We start from the raw sequence: 22871 nt of genomic DNA, 5'->3' as shown, positions 1-22871 counted from the left end.
CAGATGGATTTTCGCATGAATTTTGAAGTGCCGATGTCATCGCCGGATATCAGCGAGGCGGAACGCGCGGCGGTGAACGAGGTGATGCGCGGCAATGCGCTCAGTATGGGGCCGTTTCAGCTGCGTTTTGAAGCGGCGATCCGGGAATTCTGCGGCGCGAAACATGCGATTGCGGTGAATTCGGGGACCTCGGGGCTGCATCTGGCCGTGCGCGCCTGCGGATGGAGCGACGGGGATTTCGTGATTACGACGCCGTTTTCGTTCGTGGCCTCGACGAACGTTCTTCTTTACGAGCGGATCACGCCGATTTTCGTCGACGTCGATCCTCAGGTCGGGAATATCGATCCGGCGCTGGTCGCCGAAGCGGCGGCGGATTTTAACGCGGGCGGACGCCGTCGGGCGCGATGGCTCCCGGAACGCGGTTATCGCGCGGACGGGAAACTGAAAGGGATCCTTGCGGTCGATGTTTTTGGGCAGCCCGCTGACTATGACGCGCTGAATACGATTGCGGCAGAATCCGGATTATCGGTGATCGAGGACTCCTGCGAGGCGCTGGGCGCGGGATATAAGGGACGTCCAGCCGGGCTGGAAGGGGCGGCGGGCGTTTTCGCGTTTTACCCGAATAAGCAGATGACGACCGGCGAAGGCGGCATGATCGTTACTAACGACGGCGAGCTGGCGATGAAAATGAGCGCCATGCGCAATCAGGGACGCGCGCCGGGCGATACCTGGCTGGAGCATACGTATCTGGGGTTTAATTATCGGATGAGCGAGCTGAACGCCGCGCTGGGCGCCGCGCAGATGAGCCGGATTGAAACGCTGCTGGCGAATCGGGAACGCGTCGCCGGCTGGTATTTCGAGGAGCTGGCGGACCTGGATGAAATAACGCTGCCGGCGAAAGCGGCGACGACGACGCGGGACAGCTGGTTCGTTTTCGTCGTCCGGTTGGCTCGCGGGATCGACCGCGACCGCGCGATCCATCAGCTCAACGCGCTGGGGATTCCGGTTCGGCCTTATTTCGCCCCGATTACGGACCAGCCCTATATCCGCGGCCTGTTCGGGTATGCGTCCGAACGATTTCCGGTCGCCGTCGATTCAGGCCGGCGCGGTCTGGCGATTCCTTTCTCCGGCGTCATGACGCGGGAACAGGTCGCGATGGTCGGCGCTGCGCTGCGGCAGGTCCTTCGAAAGGGCGGGTGAGGCGGCGATGATTGGCGGCGCGGCGGCGAAACCGAAAAAACGAAGCGACAGGCTGCTTTTTCGTCCGGCGCTATTCGAAGGATGGGCGCTGAATCTTGTTTTTTCAGGCGTCTGCCTGGCGGCGATGGCGTTCTGTTTCAGCTTTTTTTCAGCGCAGCAGCCAGGTCCGTTGTTTTTCCTGTCGTTTTTAGTCGCGATATCGCTGTTTTTACCGATCGGGTTTTTCGCGTACCGGCTGTACGCGCTGACGACCGCTTCCTACGTTCTGACCCGGAACAGCCTGCGGCTGCGCTGGGGGCTGCGCAGCGAGACGATTCCGTTGACAGATATCAGCTGGATCAAGACGCCGGCGGATCTGAACCAGGACATCCCCTGGCCTTTTTTACCGACGCCCGGCGCTTACGCCGGGAAGGTGACGCTGGGCAATGGGGACGAGGTCGAGTTCATGGCGTCCAGCCTGAAAACGATGCTGTTTGTTGGGACGCCGTCGACGATTTACGGGATTTCGCCGCGGCTCCCGTCGCTGTTCATGACCGCTTACGAGCGCATGCTCCAGCTGGGGATCCTGACCGAAGCAGAGCGGCAGACGGTTCGCCCGGCGGATTGGTTCGTCGCGTCGTTCAAGAATCGGATCGCCCGGTTTTCGGCTCCCGCGTCGCTGCTGATGATCGCGCTGCTGGCGTTATGGCTCGGGTTCCGCCTGAACCATGCGCAATTCGTTCGGTTTGGCTGGACGGCGGAGGGAACGCTGCACGATCCGGTCCCGGCGGGGAACGCGATGATCCTGCCGATCCTGTCGGGGGTCTGCTGGGCGGTGAATTTTGTCGCAGGGGTGCGGCTGTACCGGTTTGATAAGCTGAAGCGGACGGCGGAGATGATCTGGGGCGCGTCGGTTCTCGTCTGCGCTGTTTTCCTGCTGTCGGGGTTTTTTATCGTCTGAGGACGGAGCGAGGGTAGGCTTGAAGCGTTTATCTGAGAGGAAGATTGTTCGCGGCGGGTTTCTCGCGGTTTTCGCGGCCGTCTATTTTCTTTACCTTTATTTCGCGTTTTCCGCGATCCCGATCGATTCCGATTGGGCGTCGCTGAACCTCGAAGCGGCGGACATTCTGTCCGGGAACGTGCTGCTGCGCGGCTGGAATTTTACCGGCGCGACGTTCCTGTTTACCGAGCTCCCGCTGTATCTTCCCGGGGCGGCGCTTTTCGGCGTTTCGACGGCGTCCGTCCTTCTGGCGATTGCGCTGGGCGGGACGCTGATTTTTTTCGCCGGTTTTTTTCTCCTCCGCCGCGGATTATCGGGCGATTCGTTCTGGATCTCGTTTTTTTTCTACACGGCGCTGACCGGGATCCCGACGCTGCCGCTGTTGAAAACGCTGCGGGCGCATGTCGGCGTGTTTATCCTGTTTTTCCCGCTGATCGCGCTCGCGGAACGGCTTCGACGGGAGGAACGGATTTCGAAGCGCGCGGCGGCGCTGTATTTCGCGCTACTGGCGCTGGCGGCGGCGAGCGACCTGTTTATCGTGACGTTATTCGCGGTTCCGGTTCTGGTTTTTCTGGGCTGGACGGCTCTCGGGGAGGACGCTCCGGCGCGCCGCGACGGTTGGCTGATGGGGTTGACGGCTGCGGCGGCCGCGGCGGGGAAGCTGATCGAAAGGCTTTATCTCGCGGCGGGGAATACGCCGCTGAACAGCCGCGTCGGACTGGCGAAATGGGCAGGGGAAACGGTGATTCTCGAGTATGCCCGGAATTTTGTCTTTGGCTGCATGAAGCTTTTCGGCGCGTCGGCGGGCGAGACGGCGATTTTTTCTCCCGGGTCGGCGGCGGTTATCCTGAAGCTCTGTGTCTTTCTGATTGGCGCCGGGATTCTTGGATGGAACCTTGTGCGGTTTTTCCGGCGCGAGTGGACGCTGGGTTTCTTTTCAGCGATTTTATCGTTGGCGATCGTCTGTCATGGGGCGTGGGTCGCGGCGGGCGGCTTTTCGCTGAATATGGAGAATACGCTGCGGTATTACGCTTTTTTCCCGTACGCGTTCGCGGTCCTGATCCTTCGCGCGGCGTTTCGCTCCGATTTTTTCTCGCGGAAGCTTCGCGGCGCCGTCAGCTTCCGGACGCTGGCGATCGCTGGCTGCGCGCTGATCGTTGCGCTGACGTTCCGGCTTCCTTCGACACGGCGCGTTATCGCGCCGCAGGACCGGCTCGCAACTTTTTTATATGAATCCGGGTACACGAGCGGCTACGGCGATTTCTGGACCGCGTCGCAGACGGTTGTCAGCTCGCGGAACCGCGTTGCGCTGCGCGCGCTGAGCGCCGAAGAGGGTGCGGGGAAAACGATCCGGCCATATCTCTGGTTCAATCGGACCGACTGGTACGACGATCCGAACGCCAATTTCATCGTCGTCAACCTTAATCAGCCCAGCATGTTCATGAGCGCGGAGACGGTCCGGAATTTCTTTGGTCCTCCGATTCGTGAAAAGCGATTCGACGACTACCTGATCCTCGAATACCCGAAGGGTCTGAATCGGCGGTTCCCGCGATGAAACGGTTCATCTTATCCTTACGGGAGAAAATAACCAGCCGGCCCCGTTCCGGGAGCGTTGGGTTTGCGCTGCTGCTGGCGCTGTTATCGGCGCTGTCTTACGGGACGTCGATTCTGAAATCAGGGATTTACTGGGACGACTGGGCGTTTATCTGGACTCGGCTCGCGGTCGGATACGCGGGACTCCTCCGTCATTTCAGCTTCAGCCGTCCGCTCGCGGGCCAGCTCCATAATCTTGCGATCCTGCTGACCGGCGGCGATCCGATCCGGATTCAGCTCTACGCTCAGCTTATGCGCATATGCTGCACGCTCGTTTTCGCCGCGCTCCTCCGGACGCTTTGGACGGGAAGCTGGATCGTTCCGTTCGCGGCGCTGCTTTTTTTTTCATATCCGGGATTCACGATGCTCCCGATTGGAATCAATTTCGGTTTCTCTTACCTGCTGATGGCGATGCTGTTCGTTTCGCTGCTGCTGTCGATTCGGGCGCTGCGCGGCGAAGGCCGGGGCTGGATCGGGACGGCGGCGGCGCTGCTGCTGTCGGCGGTGAATTTATTCGCGTCGGAGTATTTTTTCCTGCTGGAGCTGATCCGGCCGGTTCTGTTCTGGATCGCGCTTTCGGAGGATCGCGCCGATCGCAGCCGGGCATCCGAGCGGCGCGAACGTTTTGCCCGTGTTTTACGCGCCTGGCTCCCGTATGCGGCTGTGTTTGGGATGGCCCTGATCTACCGGCTTTTTTTTAACCGGACGCAGACGCTTCACTACGAATTCGATCTCGTCGCGCAATTCAGGGTTGATCCGGTCGCGGCGGTTCTCTCCTACTTCGGGTCGGTTTTCGCCGACCTTGCCAAGGTCGCAGGCGCGGCCTGGACGGAGGTCTTTCAATTTCCGGATCCGGCGGTGGTGGGAGAACGGACCGCGCTGATCTACTGGCTGACCGTCGTCGGGTCGACGCTTGCGACGGGCGTGTTCTTCGCGCTGGCGCTGCGCGGGGAACGCAGGTCGGAGAAGCGGTCCGTTTCCATGGCGCTGGCGGCAATCGCCGTCGGGCTGGCGCTCCTTCTTCTGGGGGGGCAGCCGTTCTGGCTGACGGGGTCGCATCTTTCGTTGATTTTCCCGAATTCCCGCTTTACGCTTCCGTTCCTGCCGGGAATGGCGCTGGCTTTGGGCGGCGCCGCGCTCCTGACGGACGCGCTGGGGCTTTGGCGGACGCGGATCGGCGGTGCTCTGGGACTTCTTTTCGCGGCGGTCGTTTTCGGTCTCGCGACGGGATTCCATTTTCTCAACGCCGTCGAATACCGGCGCGATTGGACGCTGACGAAGGATTTCTTTCGTCAGCTGAGCTGGCGGATCCCGGCGCTCGCGCCGAATACGACGATCGTCACGAATACGCTTCCGATCCGGTTCAGCACGGATAATTCGCTGACTGCGCCGTTGAACTGGATTTACGCTGATCCGGCGCTTTCCGAACCGGGGCGGATGGGGTATATGATGTACACGAATACGAAGCGGACGCGGACGCTTTCGGATTTCGCTCCGGGAAAACGAATCGAGCAGGAATACCTGACCGCGCGCTTCGCCGGCAATACGTCGGACACGGTCAGCGTTTACTATCGCGCGCCCGGCTGCGTCCGCGTTCTCGACCCGGAAGTCGATATCTTTAATCAGACGGTCGGAGAGATCGACCGCACGGCGGCGCTTCTCACGAATGAAGCGCGGATTCTTACCGAGGCCGAGGCGAAGACGCTGGATCCGACGATTTTCGGGGCAGAACCGGCGGTGAAGGGCTGGTGCTGGTATTACGAGCGGGCCGATTTAGCGCGTCAGCGCCGCGACTGGGCGGCGGTCGCAGAACTTGGCGACGCGGCTTTTTCTGGCTCGGATTACCCGAACGATCCGATCGAGCGCTTCCCATTTATCGAAGGGTACGCGATGCAGGGGAGATGGGACGACGCGGCGGCGCAGTCGGCGGCGGCGTTGGCGGTGACGCCGGTCATGAACGATCCGCTATGCGCGCTGTGGGCGCGGATCGAGCGAAACGCTGAAGCTTCAGACGCGGCGGGTGCGGCAATCGCGGCGGCCCGTGCCGGGCTGGACTGCGGATTTTTGGAAGGAATGGGTGAGGATGAAATCGGGAATTAAGGTGCTCTGCATTTCGCTGGCGCGGCGCGGTGGCATGCTGCATTTTCATGACAGCCTGATCGAGGGGCTGGCTGGCGTCTGTACGGTCGGATCGCTGACGGCGGAGAGCGCGGATCATCGCGCCCGGATCGCCGTGCAGCGCGGCGTACGTCATTATTTTGTCGATACGGGTGTCGGGAGCCTGGGAACGGTCGGGAGACTCTTCGCGCCGTCGACGCGCCGGGCGATCCAGTCGGCAATCGAGAACTTCTGTCCCGACCTGGCGCATGTAACCGGCGCGCAGGAATGGAATCCGGCGCTGGGTTCGGCGCTTCAGAAACGCGGGATCCCGATCGTTTATACGGTTCATGACGTGATCCATCACGCGGGAACGCCCGGATATTTCCGGCTGACCGAGGCGATTTTCCGGCGGATGCCGGACGGGTTCGTCGTTCTGACCGCGGAAGCGAAACGGGAGCTTATCGCGGCGGGAAAGCCGGCGGCGAAGGTCCGCGTCATTCCGCATGGCGTTTACGATTTTTTCCGTGACGCTGACGCTGACGCTGACGCTGACGCTGACGCTGACGCTGACGCTGACGCGGCGCGCGAGGGCGAGCGGAAAGAGATTTTATTCTTCGGGCGGATCGAGCCGTATAAGGGGCTGCCGATCCTGCTGGACGCCTGGGCGGAGCTGGCGCCGCGGTACCCGGATTGGAAACTGGTCATTGCCGGGGGTGGGGACGTCTCCGGGCTGGGCGAGCGGCTCAACGCGCCGCGGATCGAGCTGATCAACCGCTTTGTCAGCGACGAGGAGGTGGGGGGACTGATGCGCCGTGCGGCGATCGTGGCGCTTCCGTATTTATCGGCGACGCAGAGCGGCGTGATTCCGACGGCGTTCCCGTTCGAAAAAGCGATCGCAGCGACGGCGGTCGGGGGAATTCCCGATCTGATCCGCGATGGGGAAACCGGGCTGCTTGTTGAACCGAATAACGCCGGCGCTTTCCGAGACGCGCTGGAGCGGCTGATGACCGACGCGGAGCTGCGCGCGCGGCTGGGGAAAGCGGGCGCGGAATTCGCGCGGAAGGAACTGAACTGGGGAGCGATCGCCCGGGCGCATCTGGCTTTTTATGAAGAAATCCTGGCGGATCGGCATGCGTATAGCTGAGTTCGGGAGCGCTGAAAAGGACAACAGGAGGGTTGATGATGCAAACTGTCTTGTCTACGAGATCGTGGCTGGGGAGATTGTTATGAAATCCTGTAAGGGACATTATGAGAATTGACCGTCATTCCGGATGAAAATGCATCCTGTCGATCTATGGAACCGGTTCGCGCGCGCGCGGCGGCACGCGGCGGCGGCCGAGGGCGATTATTGGCTTGAGAAAGCGGAAGCTTATTCCCGGCGATTCGATCAGCGCTGGGCGGAGGGGGACGACGAAACGCGTGATTATCTTGTCCGGCTTTTCGCCGGGCGATCGATTGGGTCGGTCCTGGATATTGGCGCGGGAACCGGGCAGTGGTCTTTATTTTTCGCCCGGATGGGCGCGGACGTGACCGCGCTCGAACCGTCCGCCGGTATGCGCGCGGTCATGCGGAAAAATATCGAGGCTGATCCGGCGGCCGCGAAGCGGATCCGGATTGTCGATGGACGCTGGCCGGAGCGAGGCGCGGAACGGTATGATCTTTCCTTCTGTTCGCACGCGATGTACGAGTGGGACGATCTTGCCGGGGCGATTGCGGTGCTGCGCGAGCGGACGCGGCGGCGGGTCGTGCTTGCGATCAGCGCGCCTTACGCGGACGACTTTTACGCGCGGCTGGCGGCCCGGATCCGGCCGGAGGCGCCGTATTCAGGGATGGATTTTCCGCTGCTGTACGCTGCGCTGTTTGAGATGGGGATTCTCGCCGACGTCTGTTTTGAGAGCCGCGAGACGGGTCATGTCCGCAGGTTTGATTCGATCGACGCGGCGGTTTCCGTGATTCGGGCCCGTTTTGACGCTGCCGCTGACGCCGCGACGATCCGCGCGTTGATTCTTTCGGAAGGGTACGCGGACGAGCGCGGCAGGGTGAAGATTCCGATGCGTGGAAAAACGGCCTGCGTCTCTTTCAAGCCGTGAATCGACGCTCTCCCCGATCTTGTCAGTATAAAATTGTCTATGGCTGCGATAAAGAATCGGAGACGCTGTCAAGCGCCTGAAGCCCGGTCAGGTTCCGAACTGTCCAACCATAGGTATCGAGGTCGCCGCCGCTGAAGTCGCAGGCGGACGTCGCGTTCACGGTCGGATGGACCCCGTCTTCGCGCAGTCCGTGGTTCGGGAGCGGGTTCATCGCGCGCCACAGGTTCCAGAGCGGCAGCTCGTAATCGAGCGCGACCTGTGCGATCGCCTGATTAAACGCGCCGTCAGCGTCGAGCTCGTCGGCCTTGGTCACGAGGATCGGAACGATCATGAAGCGGTCGATCGATTTCTCGACGAGCGAGCGCAGGTGCTGATCGAAGTCGCTGACTTTCATGAAAACGTCGTTCGTCCCGAGCGCGATGATCGCGATGGACGGCTGCCACAGGCGGTATTCGCAGGTCGTCGCCGATTCGTAAGGCCAGCAGATATCGTCGTCGTACCAGTGGTACATGTCGAGGTCGAGCGCGGTTTTTCCGTTTTCGGCCGCGCGCGAAAGCCGGGACCAGGACCAGCGGAACCGCTCGACCGTCGCGGCGAGCGAGGTATACGGACCGAGATCGTACGTTTCGCTGAAATCGAAACAGGCGAAAAACGCCGGCGAAACCGTGTTGCTGTCGCCGACCTTACTGAATCGGTCGGGGTCATTTCCGGCCTCGATTCCGGCGGCGTAAAGTTCTTTCATTTTCGGGCTGACCGAGCCCGGGATAACGTCCCAGTCGCGCCATTGCGCGGCGCTCAGGGTCGGAACCGCCGTGGGAACCGGCGTTTCGCTGGGAATTGGGGTCGGTTCGATCTCGGTCGCTTCAGGAATCGCCGCGGCGGTCCCGGTCAGGATCATCGGAACGAAATCTTCCGCGCTGACCGCGCTTGCTTCGGGCTCCGCGGTTGGGAGCGCTTCCGGCGAATGGCGCATGAGGCAGCCGCCGGTCAGTCCGGAAAGGAGGAGGGCCATGGCGGCGGTCAGGATACGGACCCAGCGGCGCATCGTTACAGGCCGAAGCTTCTGCAAACGAGAATCGCGATGACGATTCCCAGCAGCGCGCCGGCGTAGACCTGACGCGGGGTATGGCCGAGGACCTCTTTCAGCAGCTCGTCGTCGATCTGCTGCCCCGTGAAAAAGTCGCGGATGAGCTGGTTGATTTTCTGAGCCTGGAGCCCCGCCTGCCAGCGGACATGCGACGCGTCATAGGTGACGATCAGGACGAGGGCGACAGCGACGCCGAACGTTGGGGAGTTGAACCCCTGCCAGATGCCGATGGTCGCGGCGACGGAGGTCACGAGCGCGGAATGCGAACTGGGCATGCCGCCGCTTTGAAAAACGAGGAACCAGTTCCAGCGCCGTTCGATACAAAAATTCACTACCGGTTTTAGCGCCTGCGCGACGAACCAGCTGAAAAAAGCCGCGATAATCGCCGGGTTGGTAAAAAAATCCGCCGCCTGTTTCAAGATCGATTTTCCGGCTGCGTTTCAGGTTCGGAACCGGCGTCGGCCGCGGCGGAATGAATCGTTTCCATCCGTACTCTGGCTTCGTTCAGCCGCAGCGCGCATTGATCCGCGAGCGCGGCGCCCTGCTGGTACAGCGTGAGCAGGTCCTCTAACGGGAGCTGTTCCGATTCTAATTTCTGGACGATCTTCTCCAGCTGGGCGATCGCTTCGTCGAAAGGGACGGGCTGATCTTCGGTCTTCTTCATCATTCTTTCCGTTCTTTTTCCGTTATCCGCCTGTTCTAACGTTAAATTTTCCTTTATTCTAATCGGTAATCCGCGCTTCTCGAACCCCATCCTGGAAAATCAGGCGGACGGACTGGTCGGCGGTCAGTTGGCGCTGGCGCGCGATCGGACGTTCTTCGCTGTCGGTTACGATCGCGTACCCACGTTTCAGGACCGCGGTCGGGCTCAGCGCGTCCAGCTGGAGCCGGAGCGCGGTCAGGCGGTTTCCCGCGTCCGCGGTCCGTTGACGCGCCTGAAGGTCGAGCCGGTTTCGGAGCGCGTCCAGCGTTTCCGTCCGCCGCGCGAGGACCGCCTCCGGCGAGGTCCGCGATAAGCGCGAGCGAAGCGCGGTCAGAGCGTCCAGATCCTCTCTCAGCGTCCCTTCGCAGCGCCGGCGCATGCGTTCGACCGAACGGTCCAGCGTTAAGAGGAGTTCGTTCCCGTCAGCCGTCGCGCTGACCGCCGCCGCGGTCGGGGTCGGGGCGCGGAAATCGGCGGCGAAATCGACGAGCGTGAAATCGATTTCATGCCCGATGCCGGAGATGACCGGGATCGGGGACGAAGCGATTACGCGGACGAGCGTTTCGTCGTTAAACGCCCAAAGATCCTCGGCGGAGCCCCCGCCGCGCCCGATCAGGATGACATCGGGGCGACAGGTCACGAGACGGCGGAAGGCGGCGACGAGTTCGGCGGGCGCTTCGATCCCCTGGACTGAGGAAGGGGAGAGAAGAACTCTTGCGGTGCAGCGGCGTTTTTCGAGCGTCTTCAGGATATCCTGAAGCGCGGCGCCGCCGGAAGACGTCACGATCCCGATCGTCCGCGGAAATCGCGGGAGCGGCCGTTTCCTCTCCGGCGCGAAAAGCCCCTCGCGGTCGAGTTTCTCTTTCAGCGCCAGAAATTCTTCGTAGCGTTTCCCCGCGCCGACTTTTTCGGCCTTCTCCGCGTAGAGCTGATAAACGCCGGACGGTTCGTAGACGCCGATCCTCCCGGTCGCAATAATCGACGCGCCTTCTTTAAAAACGTTTTGATAGCGGGCCGCCGCCGTCTTCCACATCACGCATTTCAGCGCGCTGGCCGCGTCCTTGAGGGTGAAATAGATATGTCCCGAAGCGGGCCGCGAAAGGTTGGAGATTTCGCCTTCAACGCTCAGGTCTTCCAGAATCGGGTCGCTTTCCAGGAGCTGCTTTACCTGCCGATTGACGGCGGAGACGGAAAGCGCAACCGGCGCGCTTATTGCGGAGAACGTCTTGAACATGGGAGTAGTATATCACGAGGGACATTTTTATCGCTTCGGTCATCACTTAAAACCTCTTTTTTTGACCGATCGCGAAAAACATGGTTAAATAAACTGATTTTTTGAAGCTCATACGCGACAACGGAAAAGAGTACCCATGCAGCGCCCGTATCAGCGACCCGGGGATGGTGAAAGCCGGGCGGGGCTCACGGTGAAAATCGTTTCCCAGCGACGAACCGAACGCGAATAGCCAGTAGGGGAACCGGTTGACCCCCGTTAATGGGTCTTGAGCGTCCGTGCCGGAAACGGCATGGGACAAAGGGTGGTACCGCGCGGAAATTTCCCGTCCCTTTGGGGGCGGATTTTTATTTTTTGAAACCGGAGGATAAAGGATGTTTAAACCCGTTTCACCGAAACTTAACGTCAATGAAATGGAAGAAGGGATCTTAAAGTTCTGGAAGGACGAAGATATCTTCAGGCGATCGACCGAAAATCGAAAGGGCGGACGGGAGTACGTCTTTTACGAAGGCCCGCCGACGGCGAACGGGAAGCCGGGCGTGCATCACGTTATTTCCCGTTCGGTGAAGGATGTCGTCCTGCGTTACCGGACGATGCAGGGCTGCCATATTATTCGGCGCGGGGGCTGGGATACGCATGGGCTCCCGGTCGAGATCGAGGTTGAAAAGAAGCTCGGTTTCACGAATAAACAGCAGATCGAGGATTACGGGATCGATAAATTCAACGCGCTTTGCAAGGAGTCTGCGTTTACCTATATCCAGGATTGGGCGCGGCTGACCGAGCGGATCGGCTACTGGGTCGATCTGGATACGGCGTACGTGACGTATAAAGACGAGTTTATTGAATCGGAATGGGCGATCCTGAAGAATTTCTTCGACCGAGGCCTTCTCTATCAGGGGTTCAAGGTCGTCCCGTACTGCCCGCGCTGCGGAACGCCTCTGGCGGATCATGAGGTCGCGCAGGGATATAAGGATACCGACGATCCGTCGATTTTTATCCGCTTCCGGCTCGTCGATTCGGACGATACGTCGTTTCTGGTCTGGACGACGACGCCCTGGACGCTGACCGCCAACGTCGCGATCGCCGCGCATCCGGACGTCGATTACGTTAAGGTCGAACGCAAGGTGCATCGGCATGGCGCGGACGGCGGCTGCGAAGTGGGGAAGGAAAAGCTGATTTTAGCCGAGCCGCTGGTCGCGAAGGTATTCGGCGACGAGGAAGTGACGGTTCTTGAACGCTGTAAAGGGCGGGACCTCGCCGGGCTCCGCTACGTTCCGATTTTCGACTTCGTCAAACCGGAAAAGCCGGCGCATCGGGTTATTTTGGGCGAGTACGTCACGACCGAAGACGGGACCGGCCTCGTCCATACGGCGCCGGCGTTCGGCGCGGAGGACATGGAGGTCGCGAAGGCGAACGGTATCCCGTTGATCCAGACGGTCGCGGCGGACGGGACGTTCATCCCGGAAGTCACGCCCTGGGCGGGGGTTTTCGTTAAAAAGGCCGATCCGCTGATCCTCAGGGATCTCGAAGCGCGCGGGATTCTCTTCCGTCAGGGTAAAATCCGCCATTCGTACCCGTTCTGCTGGCGTTGCGACACGCCGCTCCTGTACTATGCGCGGCCGACCTGGTATATCCGGACGAGCGAATTCAAGGACCGGCTGGTTGAGCTGAACGAGGGAATCAACTGGTACCCCGGTCATATTCAGCACGGTCGTTTCGGCAACTGGCTCGAAAATAATATCGATTGGGCGCTGGGGCGGAACCGTTACTGGGGAACGCCGCTGCCGATCTGGGTCTGCGATTCCTGCGGTCATCAGGACTGTATCGGGTCGCGCGAGGAGCTGAGCGCGAAGGCGGGGAAAGACTGCTCCGCGATCGAGCTGCATCGTCCCTACGTCGACAACGTGACGTACCGTTGCGAAAAATGTGGCGGGGCGATGCGCCGGGTTTCCGAGCTGATCGACGTATGGTTCGATTCGGGCGCGATGCCGTATGCGCAGTGGGGCTACCCGCGGTCGAACGTCTCTGAATTCGAAGCTCAGTTCCCGGCGGACTATATCAGCGAAGCGATCGATCAGACGCGCGGCTGGTTCTATTCGCTCCACGCGATCAGCACGCTGTATAAGAATTCGATCGCGTTCAGGAATGTGATCTGCCTCGGCCTGATTCTTGACGAGAAGGGTCAGAAGATGTCGAAGCGATTAGGGAATATCGTCAATCCGTGGGACGTGATCGCGATGAACGGCGTCGACGCGATCCGCTGGTATTTGTTTACTTCGAGCCCGATGGGTCAGGAACGGCGATTTTCCGCGAATCTCGTTAACGAAGTTTTGCGGATGTTTACGCTGCAGCTTTGGAATACGTATTCGTTTTTTGTGTTGTATGCGAATTTAGACGGCTGGAAGCCGGACGCGACGGTCCCGTTCGTTCCGAGCGAGCTCGATCGTTGGATCCTGTCGTCGCTGAACGCGCTTGTCCGCGATATCACGGATGCGTATGAGCGCTACGACGTTAACGCGGCGACGCGGCCGATTTCGGCGTTCGTTGAAACGCTGTCCAACTGGTACCTTCGTCGGTCTCGCCGACGTTTCTGGAAGGGCGAAACCGACGCGGATAAAAACGCGGCGTATATGACGCTGTACCGGGCGCTGGCGACGATCGCGAAGCTGATCGCGCCGGCGATGCCGTTTATTGCGGATGAAATGTATCGGAATCTGGTCTGTTCGGTGGATCCGGACGCGGTCCCGTCGGTGCATATGGCGGATTGGCCCAGGGCGGAAGAAAGCCTGATCGACGAGACGTTGAACGCGGAAATGAAGCTGGCGATCGATCTGGCGTCGCTGGGACACGCCGCGCGCAACAAGGCGAATATCAAGGTGCGTCAGCCGTTGGCGGAATGCGCTTTTTCGGTGGGAAAAGCCGACCTGCGGCCGTGCGTCGCGAAGTATGCCGACGTGCTGGCCGAGGAGCTGAACGTTAAAAAGGTCCGCCTTCTTGACGCAGCCGCGGAAGCGATGACGTTTACGCTGTCGCCGCTCCCGAAACAGCTCGGACAGAAATACGGGAAGCGTTTCCCGGCGATTAAGGCTGAGATCCTGAAATTAGACCCGATGACGGCTGGGAGGACGCTCCTCGAAGGCGGCAGGGTCCAGGTCACGGTCGACGGTTCGGCGCTCGAAATCCAGCCGGACGAGGTCGACGTCCGCGCCAACGCGCACGAGGGGTTCGTCGTCGCTTCGGAAGGCTCGAATATCGCTGCGCTGGTCACGTCGCTGACGCCGGAGCTGATCCGCGAGGGACTGGCGCGCGAGTTTATCCGCCGCGTTCAGGATCTTCGGAAGGGGGCGAATTTTGAGGTTGCCGATCGGATCGAAATTCGCTACCGGGCGTCGGCCGAGCTGACCGCTGCGGTCGGCGAGAACGAAAGCTATATCGCGAACGAGACGCTGGCGGCCGCGATTGGGAGCGGCGAGCTTCCCGAAGGCTGGGCGACGGCGGAGGATACGTTCGACGGCGAGACGCTGGCGATCGCGATCCGGGCCATAAACGGCTGAACGCGGGGCGATTCAAAAAAACGGGGTCCCTATGAGCGGGGACCCCGTTTCGGTTACGCTGCCGGATGGTCTGGATGAAGTTGGGATACCTGGATTCGAACCAGGATCCACGGATTCAAAGTCCGGTGTGCTGCCGTTGCACCATATCCCAAATACGCCTTTTCGAAAGACACTGCATTATATCACAGGTTTTCGCGAAACCGCAAAGGGGCGAAGGGGACGCCTTGCCAGGCGCGGTTCGTTTTTTCGTCCGATCCGATGTATAATCCGACGCATGGCAGAGCATACGTATCGCGTCGAAACGAGTTTTCCGGTTTCTCTTTTCACCTGTCCGCTGGATTCGCTGACGGATTTCTGGCTCGATTGGCGGCCGTTCGATCAGGGGCCGGGGATTTTTCGCCTCAACGCCGGGGAGGCGCTCGGCGTCCGGGCTCAGGGGTTTACAGACGCGGACCTGATCCTGCTGGCCCGCGAGCTGGCGCCGGTTGCGGCGCTTCGCTATCTTTACCTGGCGGAAAACCGGAACGTTACGAACCGCGGCGCCGCCGCGATCGCCGCGCTGCCGCAGCTTCGCTACCTGAATCTTTCCGCCTGCGACCTGAACAGCGAAGGTCTGGAGTTCCTGCCGGCGCTGGTTAATCTGGAAACGCTGGATTTAAGCTTCTGCAACCGGGTTTCGGGCGCAGGGGGAAAATACGTTCAGCAGCTGCCGAAGCTGAAAACGCTCCTGGTTCAGGGGACGACGAAGCTCAATACGGCGGGCCTGAAGAGGTACGAAAAGCGCGGGCTGGAAATCCGAACCGGAAAGTACTCCTGACGGCGGCGCGGGGGCGTTTCGGTCCTGAGGAGGCCGCCGGGGGTTTTCGGAGGGCGATAAAATCGGATTTACGCTGATTTCTTCGATATAATTTATTTTATGGAAGAAGGCGAGAATGGCAGGGGATAAAAAGCCGGTTGATCCTGAATCGAATCGACCGTCTGGCGAGAAAGCGGAGCGGAGCGAACGATCCAATCTTGGGACCGTTCGGAAGGACGCGTTTTTAACCGTTGTTGTCGACATGGCGACGTCGATCGGCCGCGCGGGCGTGACGCAGGCCGCGGCGGCGATCTCATATTATTCTTTATTTTCGCTTTTCCCGCTGGTTCTTTTTCTGGTTGTGATCTTTTCGTATTTTGTCGATGTCGCCGCGGTAAAGGAACTGATTCTTGACCTGCTGGGGACGATTGGTCCGGGTGTCGATACGATTATTGTTGAAAATATTCAGGGAATTTTTGAGAAGCGGGCGACGACGTCGATTACCGCCGCGCTGACGCTGCTCTGGTCCGGATCGGGGGCGTTTTCGTCGATGATTCAAAACGTCCATAACGCCTGGCCGGAGTCGAAGGGGCGCGGCTTTCTCGTGAACCGCGCGCTGGCGATTACGGGAATCCTGTTCACTATCCTGATTTTGGGGACGCTCCTGATTTTTTCGTTTATTAATGACCTGTTTGACTGGGCGCGGATGATCCCGATCCTGCGTTACGCGGTTGTGCGCTGGATTTTTGCGTTTCTGACGCGTTATTTTCTGCCGTTCCTGCTGCTGTATCTGGTGTTGTACATGCTGTACCGATATATTCCGGCGGTGGAGGTGGACCGGTCCGCGGCGCGGATCAGCTCTTTCAGCGCGATCGGGATTCTGACGCTCTTTACGAAGTTTTTTTCGGCGTTCCTGATCAGCCCGTTTAATAAGTACGACGCGGTTTATGGCTCGGTAACCGTGATTATTATTTTGCTGCTGTATATTTACGTCATGGCGTATATCGTTCTCTGCGGGGCGCATCTCTGCGCGGCGATTACGCATTACCGGCGGAAGCGCGGCGCGGCGAAATCCGGCTTGCTTCGTTCCAGTTCGCCCCTCTCCGGGCGGAACGGGGTGAAATCCAGGTCGGCGGTGAAGAAGGAAACCCGGGCGCAGCGCGCCGCGGCGAGTCTTCGCGGATGGGTCCGCGACCGTCGGTTCGGCGGACGTGAATTCGAGAAACGCTGGATCGACCGGCTTGTCAGGCTGAGGCAGAGCGATGCCTGGCAAAAATTCGTAACGGTGGTAAAAAATATCTGTTCGAGTTTATTCCGCTGGAAATAAGAGGAGGAAAGCTGTGGCTGGGCAGGACGCGAAAAATATCTGGCAGGACGAAGACGAGCTTCGCCGCATGATAATTGAAGCGGAGGAAAACGAATTCTGGCGTGTGGAGCCGGCGGACGAGATCGCCGGGGAAGCGAACGGAAATCGAGCGCCGTTCAACGCCGCGGCGCTCAGGCTGCGCGCGTGGATGAACGCCTCGGCTTCGGATTCTGGGCCGGCGGACGTCGAAGAAAAATCTATTCAGGATGGAGAATAAGAGAATGGGTACGAAAATTATTGGTCGTGAAAAAAAATACGCCGCGCATGTTTTTGACGTGTATTCGGTTAAAGTCGAGCTTCCGAACGGGAAGGTCCGGAGCTACGACCTGGTTACGCATGTTCCGGCGGTCGTTATCGTCCCGGTTACCGCGGACGGCAGCATTCTTTTCGTCGAGCAGTTCCGCATGGGCGCGGAGGACACGCTTCTTGAATTGCCGGCGGGCATCCTGAACGGCGCGGACGGAAGCGAAGACGCGCTCGAAGGGGCGCGGCGCGAATGCCGCGAGGAGACCGGATATGACGCGGAGCGGATCGAACGGATCGGCGGCTTTTATATGACGCCGGGGTACTGTTCGGAGTATATTCATGTCTATCTGGCGCAGGGTCTGAAGAAGAGTCCGCTCCCGCAGGACGAGGACGAGTTCTTGAATCTCGTATCCCTCCCGATCGCGGAAGCGTACCGGCGCGCCGAGGACGGCGAGCTGAACGACGTGAAAACGATCGCGGCGCTGACGTTAGCCCGGGGACGGATCCGAGCGGCGTAAGTCCCGCCGGCCTTTGATCGCGGCCGGCGACAACGCGCGATCGGAAAATCAGTTTTTTGAAAATCGCCAAAATTCGCTGAATCCGTGTAAAATGGGGAATCTAACCTGTTTTAGGAATGGAGCGAACGCATGGAAAATATTTGGGAATATATCAGGACGTTGCCATCCTTGCTGTATGTCGATTGGTTTTTCCGAATCTGCTTAGCGGCGGCCTGCGGCGGGCTGATCGGGTTTGAGCGCGACCGGCGCTATAAGGAAGCGGGCGTCCGAACGCACATGCTGGTTTGCCTGGCGAGCGCTTTGATGATGATTACGTCGAAATATGGTTTTGCGGATTTGGTGGATCTCCCGGGCTATGGGATCGATCCGAGCCGGGTCGCCGCGCAGATTATCAGCGGGATCGGTTTTCTGGGCGCAGGCTTGATTTTCGTCCGCAACCAGTCGGTCAGCGGGCTGACGACGGCGGCTGGAATCTGGGCGACGGCCGGTCTCGGGATGGCGTTCGGTTCAGGGCAGATCAGGATCGGCGTTTTATCGACGGTCCTGATCCTGACGATTCAGATTTTCGGATCGCGTTTTGGCGCGCTGATCGGCGTGAAGGGACATGAAACAATCGGGCTGCGCGTCAAGGACGAGAGCGGCGCGATCCAGGAGGTTGAGAAGATCCTTTCCTATCATGGCGTTCGGGTCGTCCGCTACGAGATTCAGCGGATCAAGCGCGGGATCCAGCTGGACGTTATCCTCTACGTCGCGTTTAACGGGAAGCTGAATTTCGATACGCTGTACCGCGATCTGGCGGAATGCGAACAGGTCCTCACCGTTCGTCAATAGCCGGCGGCGGCGCGCTTTTTCCGCGCGGCGATCCGCGACAGGAGCCATTTTATGATCAGGATGACGAACAGGACGATCAGGCCGGAAACGCTGATCACCGTTCCAAGCCAAAGCAGCGGCGGTTCGTAGCTCAGGCGCAGCGTTCCGCCGTTTTTATTTTCAATTCGCACGCTCATCAGTCCGCCAAGAATCGGCCCGGTCGCCACGTCTTCTCCACTGAGCGTCGCGCGCCAGCCGGCGTCATACGGGATCGTCGTCATCAGCACGCGCGCGCCCGAATCGTCCGGCTTGATCTCAAAGGTAAACGTTCGCCGTCCGTCGTAGCGGTAGCCAGGGGCGTTTGCGCGGACGGATCCGGCGATCCCCGCTAACGCGCGCTGATTCAGCCGGTAGACGCGGACGTCGTCGTAATAATCTTCCGTTCGGGCGATTGAGAACGCGATTGAATGCGGCTCGTTCGCCTCCGAGACGATTGTGGTCAGGAAAGGCGCGTAGGACCCGTGGTCGGTGTGCGTGATTTCGCCGTCGATTGCGACCGTGTAATTCAGGCTGACGTTCGGCAGGTAAACTACGTAGACGCCGGCTTTCCGAAGCTGGAATTCATAGCGCATTTCCGCTTCCGTATTCGGATCGGAACGGAGCCAGCGGCGTCCCGTCCCGTCGCCTTCGTCAGGGCTCAGGTTGTCCGGGACGCCGGCGGGGAGCTCGATCCGCCGGTAGATGGGCGCCGATCCCGGCGCGATTGCCTGCGCGAGCTGCTGATGGAATTGGATCGGATCGTCGGCGAAGGGGCCGGCGAACGCGCCGGCGTCGACGAAGAAGGCGGGCGGGAACGCGTCGGGGTTCTCATGGACAGTCGGGGAAACCTCCCGATAGGGCGCGTTGGCCGCCCCGCCGGTCAGCAGGTAACGGATCCCCAGAAGGCTGTCCGCGAACGGGTTCGCCGCACGATAGGAACACCAGGTCGCGTAGCAATCGTATCCGAGTTTCTTGAGAAACGCGGTCTGCGCGACCGAGGAAACGGAGCTGAACTGGCCGATTCCGGGATAACCGAGCGCGGCGGCGTCGTTATAAGTTCGGACATCGGTTTTTTCGATTCTGTAGAAAGCGCCGTTTTTCGGACCATATTCCGCGATATCGGCGGCGAAACGGTCATGAAAGCTTTTATAATCGGCGCGCGTCGTGTATTCGCGCTGGTATCGGGAAAACGTGGTCCATCCGTTCAGGCTCAGATCGACGATGACGAGGACCGTCAGCCAGACCCTGAGCCAGCGGCGGCCGGGGAATCTCCGGCTCAGCGGGATCAGGACGGCGAAAACCGCGATCAGCGCCGCGTTCAGGTAGAAAAACGCCGGGCTGACGCGGTTGGGTTCGAGTTTCCAGATCAGCGCAAGGTAACCGATCAGGAGCGCCGCCCATCGGACCAGCGGGCCTGATTCCCGGTCGGACTCGTCCGGACGCGGTCCGTTCAGCGCGGAAGCGGCGAGCCAGATCAGCGCGAAGGGAAAGACAAAGGCGTAACGGAACGGGAACCATGAGGGATGGTCGAACGCGTGCCAGGCGAAATTCAGCGGGGCTAAATGGAAGCTGAGCCCGAGGAGGAGGAGAACCGACGCCCCGACGGCTTTCTTTCGTTCGGGAACGCGCGGGGAGCTGAAAAATAACGCGGCGGAGACGAGCGGGAGGAGCCCGCTGTACAGGAACGGGAGCGCGTCTTTATAGCCGTCGAACGTGCCGGAAAAGAGCTTCCAGGGTAAATCGATCAGGTCGAACAGGACGCGGAATTCGGGCCGCGCCTGACCGAAAAGGCCCATATTATTGGCGAGGACGTACGCGGTTGGCAGGATGAACGCCATGTTGATCGCGGCGGCCAGGAGAACGGCGGCGATAAACCTGAAGATCAACCCGGCGGTCGGCGGACCGGCGTTGGCACGGGCGGGCTCTCGCTCGATCAGGCGCGCCAGGAAGCGGACGCCGAGGAACAGCCCCGCCATGTAGCTGACGTAGAATCCGGAGAAAAAGAGGATCGTCAGCGACAGCGTCAACGGAAGGAAGCGATTCTTTTCGACGAGCCCGTCGACCGATCCGGCGGCGAGCGGAAGAAGGAGCCAGCCGTCGAGCCAGATCAGCGAGAACGAATAGCTTATCGCGTAGCCGCAAAGCGCGTAACAGATACCGAGGAGCAGCGACCAGTCATCGCGTTCGCCGTCAGGGACCGTCCGCGCGAGGAACCGGGTCATCAGGAACGCGGCGGCGGCGATTTTCAGCAGGGTCATCAGCGTGATTCCGTCGAGGAGATACGCTTCGGGGACCAGCGCGAGGAGAAGGTTGAACGGCGAAGAAAGGTAGAAAACGAAAATTGCCAGCGTGTTCAGCCCGATCCCGGCATGGAACGAGTAAAAAGGATCGGCGCGTCCCTGAAGGACCCGCTGGAGCTCGGCGAGAAATTCAGCGTAGATCGAATCCATATCGCTCATCAGCAGCGTCAGCTTCCCGAACGGAAAGACGCCGGTTTTCGCGAAAAGCGCGGCGGCGACGGCCGCGCTGAGGAGCGCGGAAAGGAGGGGCAGGGTACGTCTTCGTAGGGTTGCGTTCAATTTCTTTCCTTCTGCTTTCTGGCGGCTTCGGGTCAGTCCGGAACGGCGACGGGGTTCGCGCCGGAAAGCTCGAGCGCCGCGAAAATTCCCGCCAGCCCGACGTCAAACGCGTAATCGACGTTGATTTTTTCGTAGGTGTCGCAGGGTAAATGCCAGCAGTCGGTCCGATCGATCCCGACGCAGCCGCCGCCGGAAAGCGTCGCATCGGTCAAAAAGTTTTCCATCAGCGTTACGGCGGGAACGTTATGTTCCCAAAAGGGGCGATGGTCGGCTTTGTCGTACGCGTTCGTCGTCAGGACGTCATAGGTCAGGTTCAGTCCGTAGCGGCCGATGACGTCGATAATCAGGTTGGCGAGGCCGAGCGAGCCTTCGAGCGTCCCGACGTACATTTCGAAACAGCGGTCTCCGTCCTTGTCGGTTCCGTACATGTCGAGATTGATCACGCCGATGATCCTGTCGTCCAGGTGCTGCTGGATATAACCGGCGGAACCCTCCTGAAAATTTTCCTCGCCGCTGAAAAAGATGACCTTCAACGTCCGCTCAAACTGCATTTTCGGTAAAAGCGGCAGCAGCTCGAGGATCGACGCGACGCCGGTCCCGTTATCGTTCGCGCCGGGAGCGGCTTCGAACGCGTCGCCCATGAAGACGACGACGGAATCGTAATGCGCCGAGAGGATGACCTGCTCTTCCGGGAGCGATTTTCCCGGGAACGTCAGCACGATATTCTGCCACGTGTTCGCGCCCATACCGTCGACGTACTGGAACGGTTCGACCTGGATATTTTCCTCGGGGATCCATTGGCGGATTGTCTGCATCAGGTATTCGAACCCTTTGGCGTTCTCCTTCCCGGTGAACATGGCGTAGCTGTAGCGGGTCATGATTCGGGCGGGCGCGCCGCCGATCGTGACTTCGACGTCGCCCGAAAGCTCGCGGATATAGCGGAGATAGCTTTCCTTATCCGCGTTGGCGCGGAAATATTCGGTCGCGGGGACCGTTTTCGGCGTCGGGCTGGGTTCTGCCGTGGGGGGGACGGCTTCCGGGGCGGCGGTTGGGGAAGCTGCTGCCTGCGATTCGGGTGCGGCTGTCGCTGCCGGAACCGGGTCGGGGATGGCGTTGGGGGTCGTGATCATAAACGGAAGGGTGATCAGGATGAGCGCGGATATGGCGACCGCGGCGATCAGGATCGTTAAGCGAGAATCTGGATGTTTTCGGACGGGTTTCATGAAGGATATTATAGTTGGGTTTATTGTGTTATGATGAAAAAGGTCAACAAGTAAAAACAGTGTTGAAGCAGGGTTTTCCTGCTTTGAAAGAAGAAGCTTTATGGTATTGCAGAGAGATCAACTCAGCCGCATTAAAATTTCCGGATATAAGTCCATTCGGGAATGTGACCTTGAATTAAAGAATATTAACGTTTTGATTGGGGCGAACGGATCGGGAAAATCCAACTTTATTTCGGCTTTTTCGTTTCTTCAAAGCGTTTTGACAAAGGGCCTTCAGTTGTTTGCAGCGCAAAGCGGTGTTAATTCCTTATTTTACGAAGGAAGAAAGGTTACGGATCAAATTTTTTTTGAAGCCTTTTTCGGACTGAATTCATACGGTTTCGAATTAGTTCCTACGGATGATAACCGTCTTGTCTTCAATAAGGAGTTTTTCGGATATTATTATAATGCAGACTGGCAAAGCGAAATCGCAAGGGGAAATTTTGAATCCAGGTGGAATATTGGCGTTGGAAATAATTCAGATCTGATCCAATCTGCGGCTGTCGATTCTCAGCTTATCGTATCGACGCAATCGGTCGACCTGTTAAATGAGTTCGACGCTGAAGACGTTATTGTCGCGAACCGGGGTTCACGGGGGACGGAGTTGATGCGTCTGCCTGCTGAATCTCTGAAAGTCTGGCTGGAGGACGATTACAGTCTGGGCGATCTTTGGAATATGAACCTGCTCGGAGGCCGGCCTGCGGCTGAGCCCGTTTGA

Annotated in this window: 19 protein-coding genes and 1 tRNA gene; 13 read left to right on the top strand and 7 right to left on the bottom strand. The window is 59.7% G+C overall.

Annotated features, from left to right (window positions below):
* Positions 1-15: 15 nt before the first annotated feature.
* From BEQ56_12635 to BEQ56_12610, 6 genes are all read left to right on the top strand, one after another.
* A complete protein-coding gene (locus BEQ56_12635; protein AOH44546.1) occupies positions 16-1200 on the top strand; it encodes a polysaccharide biosynthesis protein in 1185 nt (394 codons plus the stop codon).
* A gap of 7 nt (positions 1201-1207) precedes the next feature.
* The gene (locus BEQ56_12630; protein ID AOH44244.1) at positions 1208-2140 is read left to right on the top strand and encodes a hypothetical protein; all 933 of its coding nucleotides are present in this window, start codon (positions 1208-1210) and stop codon (positions 2138-2140) included.
* A gap of 19 nt (positions 2141-2159) precedes the next feature.
* Entirely contained in the window at positions 2160-3734 is a 1575-nt protein-coding gene (locus BEQ56_12625; GenBank protein AOH44243.1) for a hypothetical protein, read from the top strand.
* Positions 3731-5872, top strand: coding sequence for a hypothetical protein (locus BEQ56_12620; GenBank protein AOH44242.1), 2142 nt, complete (start codon positions 3731-3733; stop codon positions 5870-5872). Before BEQ56_12625 ends, BEQ56_12620 begins: the two co-directional genes overlap by 4 nt.
* The gene (locus BEQ56_12615) at positions 5856-7016 is read left to right on the top strand and encodes a hypothetical protein (protein AOH44241.1); all 1161 of its coding nucleotides are present in this window, start codon (positions 5856-5858) and stop codon (positions 7014-7016) included. The genes BEQ56_12620 and BEQ56_12615 overlap by 17 nt, the downstream gene beginning before the upstream one ends.
* A gap of 133 nt (positions 7017-7149) precedes the next feature.
* Positions 7150-7962: a hypothetical protein gene (locus BEQ56_12610; GenBank protein AOH44240.1), complete on the top strand. Its 813-nt coding sequence runs from the start codon at positions 7150-7152 to the stop codon at positions 7960-7962.
* 37 nt (positions 7963-7999) lie between these two features.
* Here the strand turns inward: BEQ56_12610 and BEQ56_12605 are convergent, their stop codons facing one another.
* The 4 genes from BEQ56_12605 to BEQ56_12590 are packed head-to-tail and all read right to left on the bottom strand — an operon-like array spanning position 8000 to position 10986.
* On the bottom strand, positions 8000-9007 hold the full coding sequence (locus BEQ56_12605) for a hypothetical protein (GenBank protein AOH44239.1): 1008 nt from the start codon (positions 9005-9007) through the stop codon (positions 8000-8002).
* A gap of 2 nt (positions 9008-9009) precedes the next feature.
* A complete protein-coding gene (locus BEQ56_12600; GenBank protein ID AOH44238.1) occupies positions 9010-9468 on the bottom strand; it encodes a hypothetical protein in 459 nt (152 codons plus the stop codon).
* Positions 9465-9716 carry an exodeoxyribonuclease VII small subunit gene (locus BEQ56_12595; protein ID AOH44545.1) on the bottom strand — a complete coding sequence of 84 codons (252 nt, stop codon included), beginning with the start codon at positions 9714-9716 and terminating at the stop codon, positions 9465-9467. Before BEQ56_12595 ends, BEQ56_12600 begins: the two co-directional genes overlap by 4 nt.
* Before the next feature lie 55 nt (positions 9717-9771).
* Complete coding sequence (locus tag BEQ56_12590) at positions 9772-10986, bottom strand: exodeoxyribonuclease VII large subunit (protein AOH44237.1); 1215 nt, start codon at positions 10984-10986, stop codon at positions 9772-9774.
* A 371-nt stretch (positions 10987-11357) separates the two neighbouring features.
* On the opposite strand from BEQ56_12590, the gene BEQ56_12585 reads away from it, so the two are divergent.
* Positions 11358-14537 carry an isoleucine--tRNA ligase gene (locus BEQ56_12585; protein ID AOH44236.1) on the top strand — a complete coding sequence of 1060 codons (3180 nt, stop codon included), beginning with the start codon at positions 11358-11360 and terminating at the stop codon, positions 14535-14537.
* 80 nt (positions 14538-14617) lie between these two features.
* On the opposite strand, the gene BEQ56_12580 is transcribed toward BEQ56_12585, so the two are convergent.
* Positions 14618-14688, bottom strand: a tRNA-Gln gene (locus BEQ56_12580).
* 123 nt (positions 14689-14811) lie between these two features.
* Here BEQ56_12580 and BEQ56_12575 point away from each other — a divergent pair.
* The 5 genes from BEQ56_12575 (at position 14812) to BEQ56_12555 (ending at position 18294) form a co-directional block, all read left to right on the top strand.
* The gene (locus BEQ56_12575; GenBank protein AOH44235.1) at positions 14812-15354 is read left to right on the top strand and encodes a hypothetical protein; all 543 of its coding nucleotides are present in this window, start codon (positions 14812-14814) and stop codon (positions 15352-15354) included.
* A gap of 115 nt (positions 15355-15469) precedes the next feature.
* Positions 15470-16660, top strand: coding sequence for a hypothetical protein (locus BEQ56_12570; GenBank protein ID AOH44234.1), 1191 nt, complete (start codon positions 15470-15472; stop codon positions 16658-16660).
* 13 nt (positions 16661-16673) lie between these two features.
* Positions 16674-16916, top strand: a complete 243-nt coding sequence (locus tag BEQ56_12565) for a hypothetical protein (protein AOH44233.1) — start codon at positions 16674-16676, stop codon at positions 16914-16916.
* 4 nt (positions 16917-16920) lie between these two features.
* Positions 16921-17463: a hypothetical protein gene (locus BEQ56_12560; GenBank protein AOH44232.1), complete on the top strand. Its 543-nt coding sequence runs from the start codon at positions 16921-16923 to the stop codon at positions 17461-17463.
* Between the two features lie 168 nt (positions 17464-17631).
* Complete coding sequence (locus tag BEQ56_12555) at positions 17632-18294, top strand: hypothetical protein (GenBank protein ID AOH44544.1); 663 nt, start codon at positions 17632-17634, stop codon at positions 18292-18294.
* On the opposite strand, the gene BEQ56_12550 is transcribed toward BEQ56_12555, so the two are convergent.
* Together BEQ56_12550 and BEQ56_12545 are read right to left on the bottom strand one after the other, a co-directional pair.
* On the bottom strand, positions 18288-20891 hold the full coding sequence (locus BEQ56_12550; GenBank protein ID AOH44231.1) for a hypothetical protein: 2604 nt from the start codon (positions 20889-20891) through the stop codon (positions 18288-18290). The two genes, BEQ56_12555 and BEQ56_12550, sit on opposite strands and share 7 nt — an antisense overlap.
* A 32-nt stretch (positions 20892-20923) precedes the next feature.
* Positions 20924-22114: a hypothetical protein gene (locus BEQ56_12545; GenBank protein ID AOH44230.1), complete on the bottom strand. Its 1191-nt coding sequence runs from the start codon at positions 22112-22114 to the stop codon at positions 20924-20926.
* A gap of 100 nt (positions 22115-22214) precedes the next feature.
* On the opposite strand from BEQ56_12545, the gene BEQ56_12540 reads away from it, so the two are divergent.
* On the top strand, positions 22215-22871 hold the full coding sequence (locus BEQ56_12540) for a hypothetical protein (protein ID AOH44229.1): 657 nt from the start codon (positions 22215-22217) through the stop codon (positions 22869-22871).

The sequence above is a fragment of the Anaerolineaceae bacterium oral taxon 439 genome, assembly GCA_001717545.1.
In the GTDB taxonomy this organism is placed as follows: Bacteria; Chloroflexota; Anaerolineae; order Anaerolineales; family Anaerolineaceae; genus Flexilinea.
This window is presented reverse-complemented; position numbering and strand designations above follow the sequence as displayed.